Raw genomic sequence first — 13,094 nt, forward strand, 5'->3', positions numbered from 1 at the left:
GCCGACGAGTTGCAGCTTTAGCATGCGATTTGCTTTGCAACTACTGAAGTCGCGAGCACGTCCATGTGGGCAATCAGAGAGCAGCAGAAACGGCCACATCCCTGTTGCGGGAATAGCGTCGCGTCACGTGACTGCCGCCTCAACATACTCAGCACGCGGGCGGTGTATCCGTGGATGCCGGACACGATGCAGGCTGCTCCGGTCCGGTCCGGTTTGGTGAGTGCAGAATCGTGGCTGTTCGATGGCGACCGCCTCTCCCCTCCTCAAAACGGGGCCGCACGCTGCTCCCAACGCAGTGCTGACTGTCCCGCCAGCGGGGTACAATCCGGCATTGTGCCCGGACGGGCGCGTGTGGGCCGCAGAATCCATCTGTGAGGCCTGGGGAGAGTGGTCACTACGAGAGCACACCTGATCACCTACGGGTGCCAGATGAACGAGTACGACACCCACCTGGTGCAGAGCCAGCTGGTGTCGCTGGGCGCCGATATCGTGCCCACCGTGGACGAGGCGGACGTGGTGCTGGTCAACACCTGCGCCGTGCGGGGCAAGCCCGTGGAGAAGGTGCGGTCGCTGCTGGGCGACCTGCGGAAGATCAAGGCGCGGCGCCCGATGGTGATCGGACTGATGGGCTGCCTGGCACAGCTCGACGAGGGGCAGCAGATCGCGCGGGCATTCGGCGTGGATATCGTGCTGGGGCCGGGGAGCCTGCTGGACATCGGGAAGGCGCTGGAGAGCAGCGAGCGGTTCTGGGCGCTGAACTTCCGCGACGAGCTGCACGCGCACGTGCCGCCGCCCCCGCAGGGCACCTTGCAGGCACACCTGACGATCATGCGCGGCTGCGACCACCACTGCACGTACTGCATCGTGCCGACCACGCGCGGCCCGCAGGTGAGCCGCTCACCGGACGACATCCTGCGTGAACTGGACGCGCAGCTCGCGGCCGGGGTGCAGGAGGTGACGCTGCTGGGGCAGAACGTGAACGCCTACGGCGTGGACCAGGGCGCGCAACTGGCCGGCTACCCCAGTTTCGCGAACCTGCTGCGGCTGGTCGGCCGCAGCGGCGTGCGCCGCGTCAAATTCACGACCAGCCACCCGATGAACTTCACGGAGGACGTCGCGGCGGCGATGGCGGACACGCCGGCCATCTGCGAGTTCGTGCACCTGCCGGTGCAGAGTGGCAGCAACCGCGTGCTGCGCCGCATGGCACGCGAATACACGCGCGAAGGCTATCTCCAGCACGTCACGGACATCCGGCGGCACCTGCCGCACGCGGTCCTGGCGACGGACATCATCGTGGGCTTCCCCGGCGAGACCGAGGAGGACTTCCAGCACACGCTCGATCTGTACGACGAGGTCGGATACGACAGCGCGTACATGTTCATCTACTCGCCCCGGCCCGGCACGCCCAGTTACACGCACTTCGAGGACCTGCCGCGCGAGGTGAAGACTGAACGCCTGGCCCGCCTCGTGGCGAAGCAGAAGGAGTGGAGCGCCCGGAAGAATGCCGCGAAGGTCGGGACGATGCAGGACGTACTGCTGCGCGGCGACGCCCACGAGCCCGGCTTCCTGGAGGGCCACACACGCGGCAACCACCCCACCGTCGTGCCGGCAGCTGTCGGGGCGGATCGTCCCGGCACGTATGCCGTGCGGATCAACCACGCCACGCCGCACATGCTGTACGGCCGGATTCTCGGTGCGGACGGGCAGGAGCTGCCCATCCGGGAAACGGCCGCCAGTGGGCCGCAGCGCCCAGACACGGCCGCCCTGATCACCCCCCTGCCGATGGCGTGATCCCGAGGCTCACGGCACCTGGAACTTGATGCCGGGCGCCGCAATTCGCAGCGTCCGGTACTCGCCGGTGGCCTTGCCGCCCGGCGCGACCTTCACGCGCACCACAGCCGTCGGCTGCAACTCATGCGCGCCCGTCGGCAGGTTCAGGATCACGGCGGCCGACAGCGTACCGCCCACCGGCCACGGCTGTGGCGGGAACTTCAGCGTCGAGCAGGTCTCCAGTTGCTGCGCCTGGGCCGACGCGCCCACTCCACTGCCCGGCTCCGTCACCTGCACCTCGAATGGTCGGGGGCAGGTGTTTTCCAGTTCCAGCGGGTACGGACCGGCATTTGTCAGGGTCACCGTCAGGAGGCTGCCCACGAAGGTCGTCTGCGGCACCACCCGCGATTCCGGGGTCGTCATGGTCGGCGCACACGCCGCCAGGACGGCGAGTGGGCCGAGCATCCATGCAAAGGTCAGCGAACGCACACCGAAGCTTACCCACGCCAACATGAAAAACGTCGGTGCCGCTGGCCGGGCGCCCGCGATGCCCTCACGTTTGCTCAAGGTGCCATCACGATGGCGTCAGACAGACGGGTAACAGTGGAAGCCATGATGAAACCTGCGCTCGGCCTGCTTGCCGCCTCCGTCCTCCTCGCGTCCTGTGGCAGCACGGGCAGCGTGCCCGACGGCAGCGGCCGGATCGTTGATCTGACCACGGAATACACGACCTCGACGTCCCCCACCGTGCAGTACGTCGGCTGCGACAACATCAGCAATGCCAGCGCCGGGCGCAGCGGTTCCACTCAGGTGAAAGTTGAGTTTGCCGCGGCCGGGAGCATCCAGTCGGTCGAGGTCAGCCTGGCTGGCACGACCAACAACACTTCCGACCCGAACTTCGACACCGTGATTCAGGCGGCGAACCTCAAAAAGAACAGCGCGGGCAACTATGAGGTGATCTTCGACGCCAACTCGAAGACCGGCCAACTGCTGCCCGCCAGCATCGTGGTCGACCCGGTCGTGCAGCCGGTCAAGCCCGTCAGTGCGTCCAACCCGGTTGGAGGGTCGTTCTACGCTCTGGTGAAGATCACCACGGCCACGTCCTCGTTCACCCTGACGAGCTACAACCTGCGCCGGATTCCCGTGTACTCCAACTGCACCATCCAGACCTCGCAGCCCCTGTCGAAGTAACGTCCTCAAGTGGTGTGGGCCGGCCTGAGCGCCGGCCCGCTTCGTTTGCCGTGCCCTCAGGTTCTCTCAAGACCGCATCACACGAGGGTCAGGTTGGGCCGTCACAGTGAGGGACATGAAAAAAGTGCTGCTGGCAGCAATTGGCGTGGCGGGTCTGAGTGGTGTGCTGGCGAGCTGTGGTACGACCGCGGTCATTAGCATCGGGTTCGCTCCCGGTACCCAGCGGTCGTCGACGCTGACCCTGGACAGCATGGCGTACACCACCAACTACCAGACACAGTCGGCGTTTACCGATCAGAACGGCAACAGCATCGCGGCCGGTTCTTATGTCATCTGCGACAACCTCTCCACGCAGATGTATGTCGATCTAGAGTGGACGGGTGGCCTGAAGAACCTCTATGTCCAGTTCAAGGGCCTGAGCACTGGCGCAACGAAGACCGTTCCCTTCTACCCCTTCAGCGGCGTGGACTACAGCGGCAGCGGCACGGCCACATACACGCTTGGCGCCGGCACAGCGCCCCTGAGCGTGTCACCCAAGGTCGGCGCCCAGGCCATCGTGGTATCGCCGGTCATCGTGAACGTGAAGGGCAACACCTACGTGAACGTGCAGGGAACCGATCAGTACGGGTACAACAGCAACATCCTGACGAGCGCGCAGGCGCTGCCCGTTGTGAATTGCCAGTAAGCGTTCCATTTCAGGCCGCCCCGCTCTGGCTGGGGCGGCCTTTGTCTGCTGTGCTCACGCCTCCCGGATCAGCGGGTGCAACTCGCCCGCGCTGACCAGCCCCAGCCAGTGCAGGGCGCGGCTGGCCGAGACATAGAGCAGCCGGCGTTCGTACTCGGTGCTCTCGTCGTAGGTCTCCGCGTTGGCGCTGGCAACGATGGCGGCGCTGAATTCCAGGCCCTTGGCGAGATTCACGGGCAGAATCACCAGACCGCCGGTGTAGCGGTGCTCCTGGGTGGTGATGGGCTGGGCATCGGTGTCGAAGTCGCGCAGCGCGGCGCTGAGGCGGTCGGCATCCACGCCGCGGCGGGTGACGATGGCGATGTTCGTGTGGCCCTCAGCGCGGGCGTCCCGGACGGCCTGGGCGAGCAGCTGGAGTTCGGCGGTCTCGCTGGCGGTCATGGTGTAGCGCCGCACCTCGGCACCTTCACGGTCGACGCCCTGCACCTGGGCGGCACGGTTGTACGTGGCGGCGATGCGCGCGCCGAGCTGGGTGATCTGCCGGGTGCTGCGGTAGGTGCGGTTCAGGGTCATGACCTGCGCGCCGGGCAGCTGTGCCTGCACGGCCTCCCAGCTCGATGGCCCCTTGTAGCCGTGCATGCCCTGATTCAGGTCGCCCAGCGCGGTCACGTGGCCGGGCCGGGTGGCGCGGGCCAGCAGGGCGTACAGCAGCGGGCTGTAATCCTGCGCCTCGTCGAGCACCACATGGTCGAAGGGTTCCAGCATGCGCCCCACGCTGCGCCCGATGCCGCCCATGAACGCCTGCATGGTCAGCATCAGCGGAATCTCGGTGACGTCCGCGTGGGCGCGGCGGGGTGTGGGGATGCCGCTGAGAGGATCGGTCTGGAGCAGCGCGATCTCGCGTTCGGTCAGCAGGCCGCTGACAGCCAGCGCGTCGGGACTGGCGAGCAGCCGGCGCGTCTCGGTGACGGGCGTGGTGCTGGAGAATACGCGGCTCAGGACACCCTGGAGGCCGGTGGCAAGCTGCCGCAGCACAGTGGTTTCCGCTGTCTCCGGCACATTCAGGCGGTGCAGGGCCTCGGCCTCGCTGGCGCGTTTCAGGCCGGCGCGGTAGCCGTCCAGCGGGTCCTGGGCGAAGACGTCGCGCAACATGCCGCGCAGGTCGTGTTCCGAGAGGGTGAAGGCCACCGGATCGCGGCCCGGCACCTCCAGGGTCTCGCTGAGCTGGCGGCCCGCGAGGCCCGCGTTGAAACGCGTCCACAGGTGCGTGCGGACCACGTCCAGCATGCGGGCGTCGCCCAGCAGTTTGGCGCGGCGCCACGCCAGGGCCCGGCGGGTGTTGTCGCGGTCCGTGAGCAGCAGGCTCAGGGTGCGGTCTGTGACCTCCAGCTTCTCCAGGCCGAGGAGCCCGACCGCCCACGTCTCGGGTGTGGTGACGTTGACGCCGCCCAGGCCCAGTTCCGGCAGGATGCGCGCGGCGTACGCGGCGAGCACCTGGTTCGGCATCAGCACCATGCTCGCTTCAGGCCGGATCTGGTGCACGCCCCGGTCCGCGTTCGTGAGCCACGCGAGGCGGTGGAAGCCGATGGTGGTCTTGCCGCTCCCGGCGGCGCCCTGGATGATCACCGGCGTGCCTGCAGGAGCGCGCATCGCCTCGTTCTGCTCCGGCTGGAGCGTCTCGATGACGTCGCGCATGCCAGCCGTGGAGCCCTCCTCCAGCCGGCGCAGCAGCACCTCCTCGCGCCCGCCGGTGTCGCCGCCAGCGTCCTCGTCGTACAGGTCGGTCACGCGCAGCAGCTGCTTTTGCGTGATGTCCAGCTGCCGGCGCCGCCGGATCACACCCTGCCCGCCCTTGCGCGGCGTCCAGCCCAGCACGTCCGAGTAGAACAGGCTGCCGACTTCAGATTCCCACGACACGACGGTGTGCGGACCCTTCACGTCCCGGAAGCCATGCCGCCCGATGTAGAGCGTCTGTTCCCGGCCGCCCACCCGCACCTTCAGCGACCCGAAGTACGGTTCCTTGACGTGCGGCGAGAGCATCGCAGCGTGCTCGCCCGCCTCGTCGCCCAGGATGATGCTGGTCTCCAGGTCCGCGCCCATCTGCCGGTCGCGGTCCTCCCAGAACTCGATCTGACGGAGCATCGCGGCCACCGTGCCGTCCAGGTGATCGCTCTCCGCATCGAAGTCGGGGTGGGGCGTGTAGGCGGGCAGTCGGACAGGGGCGCGCGAGGACATCCGGCACAGGATAGACGGCCCGGGCACGGTTGTCCGGCGCTGCGTCCCAATGTGCGCCGACCGGCCGTGCAGGGCCTCCGGCTTACTGGCGGATGTCCAGGTACAGGTTCACGTCGGAGGTGTGCTGCCCGTCGGTCAGGGTGACGGTCACCGGTGTGGCCCGCTGGGACGCGAGGAGGGCCTGGAAGATCGGTTCGGACACCGCGTCGTCCGCGGCAGAGGGCTCGGCCGGGGCGGGCGTGGGCGGCGCGTCCGGGCTGACCGTGACCTTGAAGCGCAGCGTGATGACCTCGGTGTACTGGACGTTGATGACGCGCCCGCTGCCCTCGCTGCGCGTGACGGTCTTGGCGATGCGGGCGTCGAGCATCGAGACGCCGACGCCGTCGGGCGCTGCGACACGCTGCACGCGCAGCCACGGGGCGCTGGCGGACACGTCCGCGACACGGCCATCCGGACCGCTGCGGTCGTTCGCGTCGAGGCGCAGCGCCTGGAAGTACGGCGCGAACTCGTCGCCCGTCTCGACCAGGGCCCGCCAGTACGGCACGTCGACGACAACGGACTCGTTCGGGCGGACCATCACCGGTTCCAGAAAACTGTTCTGCGACAGCTGACGCTCGCCCGCCGCCCCCTGAATGGCGGCGCAGCCGCTGAGGGCAAGACCGGCGGCAAGTAGTACAGGCAGAAACGAGAGCTTTCTCACATCGCGAGCGTAGTGCGATATGAGGATGTGATGAACTTTACACCCCCATTCCTGGGATGCAGAGAACTTCACAGGAGGTTGCAGTGTGACCGGGGGCCCAGCTGTGTCGTCCGGCAGATGGCCTGCGCTCCTCCACACCTCCCCGGCCAGCACACGGTGCCTTGACCGCCCCTCCCCTTCCGGGGCACACTACCGGTCAGGCGTCGATCCGCAGGAGTACCGCGCCGCGTGACCACGAGCGAGCCCGAGACGGTGGAAGTCGGGCGGATCACAGCGCGGGAAGGGCAGCGGGGAGCTGAACTCACAAAAGTGCCCGCCTGGCCGCAGACAGCGGTGACGGGAACTGGGGTGGAACCGCGTGGCAGTGCTTGCAAAAGCAGTCTGCGTCCCCAGACGAGCGAGCACGACGTCGCCGTCTGGGGACGTTTCCTTGCCGCCCGAACAGGAGCACGTATGCCGGCATCGTCGATGGAAGAACTCGTCAGCCTGTGTAAACGCCGCGGCTTCATCTTTCAGGGCAGTGAAATCTATGGGGGCCTGCAGGGCTTCTACGACTACGGCCCGCTTGGCGTGGAGCTGAAGAACAACATCAAGGCCGCGTGGTGGCGCAGCAACGTCTACGAGCGCGACGACATGGAGGGCCTGGACGCCAGCATCATCATGCACCGGCAGGTGCTGCGCCACAGCGGCCACGAGGCGACCTTCAGCGACCCGATGGTGGACAACAAGAAGAACAACAAGCGTTACCGCCTCGACCACCTCGTGAAGGACCAGAAGGCCGACGTGATCGCCCGGGTCGCCGGCGCGGTCGGCCAGAGCGTGGAAAACTTCCCGGCCATGATCGCCGCGCTGAATGCGGACCCGGCGAAGGCGTCGGAGGCCCTGCGCGCGGCGGGCGTGCGTGACCCCTTCAGCGGCGAGGTGGGCGAGTGGACGGAACCCAAGCCCTTCAACATGATGTTCAAGACGACCATCGGACCGGTCGCGGACGACGAGAGCTACGGGTACCTGCGCCCGGAGACCGCGCAGGGGATCTTCACGAACTTCAAGAACGTCGTGGACTCCACCAGCCGCCGCCTGCCCTTCGGCATCGCGCAGATCGGCAAGGCCTTCCGCAACGAGATCACGCCGCGCAACTTCATCTTCCGCGTGCGCGAACTAGAGCAGATGGAAATCGAGTTCTTCTGCGTGCCCGGCACCGACGAGGAGTGGCACCAGCACTGGCTGGACAAGAGATTGAAGTGGTGGGAGGACCAGGGCGTGCCGCGCCACAAGATCGAGATCCTGGACGTGCCGAAAGAGGACCTCGCACACTACTCCAAGCGCACCTACGACCTGATGTACGACTACCCCACGCTGGGGCACGAGGAGATCGAGGGCATCGCCAACCGCAGCGACTACGACCTGGGATCGCACACGAAGAACCAGAGCGAGCTGGGGCTGGTGGCGCGTGTGGAGGAGAACGCCGACTCCATCGCCAAGCTGACCATCCCGCACCCGGACACGAACAAGCCGGTGGTGCCCTTTGTGATCGAGCCGTCCGCCGGGGTGGACCGCGCCCTGCTGGCCGTCCTGTCCGAGGCATTCACGAAGGAGACGCTGGAGAACGGCAACGAGCGCATCGTGCTGAAGCTGCGCCCGCACCTCGCGCCGATCAAGGTCGCGGTGATTCCGCTGGCGCGCAACAAGGAAGAAATCACCGACGTGGCCAAGAAGATCAAGGCTGAGTTGCAGGGTCTGGGCCTGGGCCGCGTGCTGTACGAGGACAGCGGCAACATCGGCAAGGCGTACCGCCGCCACGACGAGGTCGGCACGCCGTTCTGCGTGACCGTGGACTTCGACACCGTGGGTAAGGGCGAGGACGCCACCCTGGCGGACACCGTGACGGTCCGCGACCGCGACACGCTGGCGCAGGAACGCGTGAAGATCAGCGACCTGGGCGCGTGGATTCAGGCGAAGCTGCGCTGAAGACCGGCAAGGCGAAGGGGGAGCGGCAACGGCCAGCTCCCCCTTTCTTTGGTGTGCTTATCGTCAGGCTGGACGACGGCCCGCCGCACCATTGCGGCGGGCCAGCCACCACAGCACGCCAAACAGAGCGGCGGCGGCGACACACGACAGCGTCACCACCGTGCGGATCAGGGCGACGCTCTTGAGTTGTAGCGGATAGATGCTGTTCTGCTTGAGGTAGGTGTCGCTGACGTACCGCGCCCCGGCCTCCGACCGACCCTCCAGGAAGGCCGCCGGATCGCGGATGATCATGACCTGCGGCGACCCGATGGGCGTGCCGGGGCCAGATGAAGTGCCGAACAGGTCGGCGCTGCCCCCCTCGGCCGGCTGGACGAGCTGCACCAGTTCGGCGCTGCGGGTCAGGCCCGCCGACACCACGAAGGTCACGCCCAGCAGCGCCAGCGCGAGCAGGGCCAGACCAGCGAACCACGCCTGAAATCGTTGCACGGGCACACGTCCTGGTGGGCTTACTTGCTGCTGGCGATGAACTTCAGCGAGATGGCCAGGGTGTCGCTGACCTGGTTCGGGATGCGGGCGTTGGTCACGTCGTATTCACTGAGCTTGACCTTGAACGCCGTGGTCACGGCCAGCACGTCGCCCTTCGCGCCGGCCGCGCGGGTGGCGTCGCTGGCGGGCGTGAGCTTGACGGTGGCGCGGCTGGTGACCGGGCGGGTCACGCCGTTGAGCGTGAGTTTGCCGCTCACGTCGTACTGGTCGCCCTCGACGTGCTTCACGGCGGTCGTCTCGAACACGATGCCCGGGGTCTTGTCGAAGTTCAGCCACGCGTCCGAGCGCATGTGGTTGTCGCGCTGGGCGATCCCGGTCTTGATGCTGGAGCCGTTGACCGTGACCTTGCCGCTGCCGGCCCTGGTGGCCGTGTCGAAGCTGAGGGTGCCGCTCACCTCGCCGGTGCGCGCCACGATGTTTTCCACCACTGTGCTGCTCTCGGCCGTCATCAGGTTCAGGGTGGGATTGGCGACGACGGTGTAGGTCACCGGCGCGGCCCCGGCCAGGGTGCCCAGCACGACCAGCATGGGGAGCGCTCTTGTCAGGGACTTCATCATGGACTGCCTCCGAGCCGGTATGCGACGCGCTTGGTCTGTGCATCACAAGACCAAGCGCTTGATAAAACCGACTGACTGAAGTGTAGGCAATCTCTCTGAGCGCCCGGTGTGCCGCGCCGTCCGACCAAGGTCGGGGTCAGCCGATCACCTGCTTGACCGTGTTCCCGAGCTTCGGCGGGTACATCACCGCAAACTGCCCGTGGTGGTCGGCCCACACGCGGGTGAAGTCGGCGTAGCTCATCTTCACGTACCCGAGCAGGGGGTCCATCAGGTACACCATCCGCGACGCGTCGTCGTAGCCGGCGACCACGCGCCAGTGCGGGATCACGCGGCCCTGCGCGGTGATGTGCGATTGCAGCGCGATCAGCGGCAGCCCGCGTCGGATCGCGGCCCGCACCGTGGTCAGCGAGCCGCCCGAGTACAGCCGCGCCTGCATGCCGACCATCGGTGCGAAGGCCACGATGGCCTGCGCGGTCATATACGAGGCGTCGCTGGCGCGTGTGTAGTGGCTGATCTCCGCCTGGCTGACGTTCAGGCCGAAGTACGCGAGCACCTGCGAGATGCTGGCCGGCCCGCACGCGTTGTACGTCTGCCGCACCAGCGGCATGCCCTGGAGCACATATCCGGTCGGCGTGGGGGCCGCCGCCACCGCCGGTGACACGAGCAGACACAGACACAGGAGCAGTCGAAGCAGGGGCACCCGGTCAGCGTACTCCGGGCGCCGTCACGGCCTTCTGTCACGTGCCGGCCTTCAACGACCACTGCGCCGGGCGGTAGCGTGGCAAGGAATCACCGTCAATGGAAGGGGCACGTCTCCCCTCCTGCCGTGCGTTCGGCTGGATTCGGTGGCCACGGCGGTAGCTTCACGGAACCAACCAGATGTAGCACCGGAACCGTCTGGGACCACACCCATCACTTGAACCAGGCAGGGGCCGGCTGCGTACTCCAGGCGACAGAGGACTGGTCCACCCGGACGCCGGGCGGGGTCTGTTCCGCTGCTCCAAGGAGTCGCCATGAACCGTACTGCCCTGGCCCACCTGACCCTCCTCGCCGCCCTGTGCCTTGTTCCGGCTTCTGCTCAGACCATGAATCACGATGCCAGCATGTCCGCGTCCAGCATGAGCGGTCTTCCCATGCTGCACTTCACGACCGAGGCGGGCATGAACATGATGATGGGCAAGTCTGGCGACCTGATGATCATGGCGGCGCCCGGCATGGGCAAGTACGCCTACGCGATGAGCGGCCACACGGCCACCATCACCTTCGCCAGCCGCGACGCCAAGGGACTGTTCGCGTACTACGACAAGGCCATCCGTGCCGAGGGCTGGACGGAAAACACGTCCATGGCCATGGGCATGATGGGCGCCGGCCACTACGTCGAGGGCTACATGATGGGCAAATACAAGCTCGACCTGAGCGCAGTGACCGCCGGAGCCAGGACCACCGTTACGTTCAAGGTCCACTGACCGCACGAGCCGCCGAGGGCGTGGTCCCTCGGTGGCTCTGGAATGTGTCCAAGTCGAACAGGCATCAGGCACGGCCCGTGTCACCGCAGCCCGCGCCCCGGGAGCCGCACCTAGACCCGCGTGAGATCTTTGGGCAGGGGCAGGAATTCGATCTCGGGGTGCTGCTCGGCGGTGTATTCCAGGTCGTAGCGGCTGCGGAAGAGCATCACGGGGCGGCCCTGGTCGTCCTCGACGTGCCGGGCGAAGCGGGCCACGGAGCCCGGGTCGCCGGCCAGCCAGCGCACGAGCTGGTAGGACGTGACGTTCATCTCGACGTCCACGCCGTATTCCTCCTGCAATCTGGCCTGGAAGACCTCGAACTGCAAGGGGCCGACCGCGCCCAGGTACGGTTCGCGGGCGCCGTCCGTGGGGTAGAAGACCTGCACGACGCCTTCCTCCGCGAGCTGCGTGAGGCCCTTCATGAAGGCCTTGCGCTTGCCGACGTCGCGCAGCGAGATGGTGGCGAAGGTCTCGGGCGTGAAGCGCGGAAAGCTGGGGAGGTGCACGCGGGCGTCCACGCTGATCACGTCCCCGATCTGGAACACGCCGGGGTTCACGAGGCCGACGATGTCGCCGGGGTACGCATCCTCGACCTTCTCGCGGTCCTGCGCGAACAGGGTGTGCGCCTGCGACAGCCGCAGCTTGCGGCCCGTGCGCGTGTGCGTGACGTCCATGCCGCGCTCGAAGTGGCCGCTCATGACGCGCATGTACGCGGTGCGGTCGCGGTGCGCGCGGCTCATGTTGGCCTGCAACTTGAAGATGAAGCCCGCGAAGGGCGCGTCGGGCTCGCGCTCGCCCTGACTCGTCTCGACCGCTCCCGGCGGCGGGGCAAGGTCCACGAAGTTCGCCAGGAAGTGCTCCACGCCGAAGTTGTTCATGGCGCTGCCGAAGAACACGGGCGTCAGTTCGCCGGACAGGAAGTCGGCCGGATCGAACTCGGGCATGGCGCCGCGGATGAGTTCCACGTCCTCACGGAGTTTCGCGGCGAGTTCCGCGCCCACCAGGGCGTCCAGCTTCGGGTCGTCCAGGCCGGAGGTCTGCATGGGTGCGCGGTGCTTGCCGCCGGACGTGCGCTCGAAGGCGAGCACCTGCGAGGTCTGGATGTCGTACACGCCCTTGAAGTCCGGGCCGTCCCCGATGGGCCACGTCATGGGCACGGTGGTGATCTTCAGGACGTTCTCGACCTGCGACAGCAGATCAAAAGGGTCCAGGGCCGGGCGGTCCATCTTGTTCACGAAGGTCAGGATCGGGATGCCGCGGTTGCGGCACACGGCGAAGAGCTTCTCGGTCTGCGCCTGCACGCCGCGCGCGCCGTCGAGCACCATCAGGGCGCTGTCGGCGGCGGTCAGGGTGCGGTAGGTGTCCTCGCTGAAGTCCTGGTGGCCGGGTGTGTCGAGCAGGTTGATGTGCCGGCCCCGGTACTCGAAGGTCAGGGCGCTGGAGCTGATCGAGATGCCGCGCTGCTGCTCGATGGTCATCCAGTCGGACTTGGTGTGGCTGCGGCCCTCCTTGGCGGTCACACTGCCGGCTTCCTGGATGGCGCCGCCGTACAGCAGCAGCTTTTCGGTGATGGTCGTCTTGCCGGCGTCGGGGTGGGAGATGATGGCGAAGGTCCGGCGCCGGGCGATCTCGCCCTCGAGCGCGGCGGGGTTGGATTCGGGTGCAGTCATGGGGACTCCTGCGGGCGCGGGTGCGGCGTCGGCCCGGACGTGGTGCGTGGTCGGTGCGGAAGCGTCCTCGACTCGCGCTATGGGGGCGTGAGGAGGACGGTCATCCGTACATGATACCGCGCGTCCGGTCGCTCTGCCGACCACCCGCCCTTCGTGCAGACAGGCCTCCCGTCTTCACGCTGGCATAGCACCTACCTAGCATTTGGAACGCAGAGACCGATAACTACTTACCGGGTCAGCAACGCGCGCTCACAATAGAGTGAGATT

General features: G+C 67.1%; 12 protein-coding genes. 5 read left to right on the top strand and 7 right to left on the bottom strand.

The window, feature by feature from the left end:
• Positions 1–387 precede the first annotated feature (387 nt).
• Positions 388–1,791, top strand: a complete 1,404-nt coding sequence (gene miaB, locus HNQ07_RS04570; RefSeq protein WP_268245888.1) for a tRNA (N6-isopentenyl adenosine(37)-C2)-methylthiotransferase MiaB — start codon at positions 388–390, stop codon at positions 1,789–1,791.
• A 9-nt stretch (positions 1,792–1,800) separates the two neighbouring features.
• Here miaB and HNQ07_RS04575 read toward each other — a convergent pair whose 3' ends face one another.
• Entirely contained in the window at positions 1,801–2,259 is a 459-nt protein-coding gene (locus HNQ07_RS04575; protein WP_184109680.1) for a hypothetical protein, read from the bottom strand.
• A 123-nt stretch (positions 2,260–2,382) separates the two neighbouring features.
• Here HNQ07_RS04575 and HNQ07_RS04580 point away from each other — a divergent pair, with 123 nt between their 5' ends.
• The gene (locus HNQ07_RS04580) at positions 2,383–2,961 is read left to right on the top strand and encodes a hypothetical protein (RefSeq protein WP_184109681.1); all 579 of its coding nucleotides are present in this window, start codon (positions 2,383–2,385) and stop codon (positions 2,959–2,961) included.
• Positions 2,962–3,076: 115 nt separating this feature from the next.
• Complete coding sequence (locus tag HNQ07_RS04585) at positions 3,077–3,646, top strand: hypothetical protein (RefSeq protein ID WP_229831732.1); 570 nt, start codon at positions 3,077–3,079, stop codon at positions 3,644–3,646.
• A 54-nt stretch (positions 3,647–3,700) separates the two neighbouring features.
• Here the strand turns inward: HNQ07_RS04585 and HNQ07_RS04590 are convergent, their stop codons facing one another.
• Both HNQ07_RS04590 and HNQ07_RS04595 read right to left on the bottom strand, forming a co-directional pair.
• Positions 3,701–5,881 (bottom strand): HelD family protein, encoded by a 2,181-nt coding sequence (locus tag HNQ07_RS04590; RefSeq protein WP_308430860.1) that lies wholly within the window; start codon positions 5,879–5,881, stop codon positions 3,701–3,703.
• Between the two features lie 82 nt (positions 5,882–5,963).
• Positions 5,964–6,581, bottom strand: a complete 618-nt coding sequence (locus HNQ07_RS04595) for a hypothetical protein (RefSeq protein ID WP_184109683.1) — start codon at positions 6,579–6,581, stop codon at positions 5,964–5,966.
• Between the two features lie 453 nt (positions 6,582–7,034).
• Between HNQ07_RS04595 and HNQ07_RS04600 the strand changes: the two genes are divergently transcribed.
• Complete coding sequence (locus HNQ07_RS04600; RefSeq protein ID WP_184109684.1) at positions 7,035–8,549, top strand: glycine--tRNA ligase; 1,515 nt, start codon at positions 7,035–7,037, stop codon at positions 8,547–8,549.
• A gap of 63 nt (positions 8,550–8,612) precedes the next feature.
• On the opposite strand, the gene HNQ07_RS04605 is transcribed toward HNQ07_RS04600, so the two are convergent.
• From HNQ07_RS04605 to HNQ07_RS04615, 3 genes are all read right to left on the bottom strand, one after another.
• Positions 8,613–9,035, bottom strand: coding sequence for a hypothetical protein (locus HNQ07_RS04605; RefSeq protein ID WP_184109685.1), 423 nt, complete (start codon positions 9,033–9,035; stop codon positions 8,613–8,615).
• 20 nt (positions 9,036–9,055) lie between these two features.
• The gene (locus HNQ07_RS04610; RefSeq protein WP_184109686.1) at positions 9,056–9,652 is read right to left on the bottom strand and encodes a YceI family protein; all 597 of its coding nucleotides are present in this window, start codon (positions 9,650–9,652) and stop codon (positions 9,056–9,058) included.
• Between the two features lie 136 nt (positions 9,653–9,788).
• Positions 9,789–10,352 carry a C39 family peptidase gene (locus HNQ07_RS04615; RefSeq protein WP_229831731.1) on the bottom strand — a complete coding sequence of 188 codons (564 nt, stop codon included), beginning with the start codon at positions 10,350–10,352 and terminating at the stop codon, positions 9,789–9,791.
• Positions 10,353–10,665: 313 nt separating this feature from the next.
• On the opposite strand from HNQ07_RS04615, the gene HNQ07_RS04620 reads away from it, so the two are divergent.
• Positions 10,666–11,118, top strand: a complete 453-nt coding sequence (locus HNQ07_RS04620) for a Rossmann-fold NAD(P)-binding domain-containing protein (protein ID WP_184109687.1) — start codon at positions 10,666–10,668, stop codon at positions 11,116–11,118.
• A gap of 110 nt (positions 11,119–11,228) precedes the next feature.
• Here the strand turns inward: HNQ07_RS04620 and HNQ07_RS04625 are convergent, their stop codons facing one another.
• Positions 11,229–12,827 (bottom strand): peptide chain release factor 3, encoded by a 1,599-nt coding sequence (locus tag HNQ07_RS04625; RefSeq protein ID WP_184109688.1) that lies wholly within the window; start codon positions 12,825–12,827, stop codon positions 11,229–11,231.
• Positions 12,828–13,094 lie beyond the last annotated feature (267 nt).

The sequence above is a fragment of the Deinococcus metalli genome (assembly GCF_014201805.1).
Taxonomy (GTDB): domain Bacteria; phylum Deinococcota; class Deinococci; order Deinococcales; family Deinococcaceae; genus Deinococcus; species Deinococcus metalli.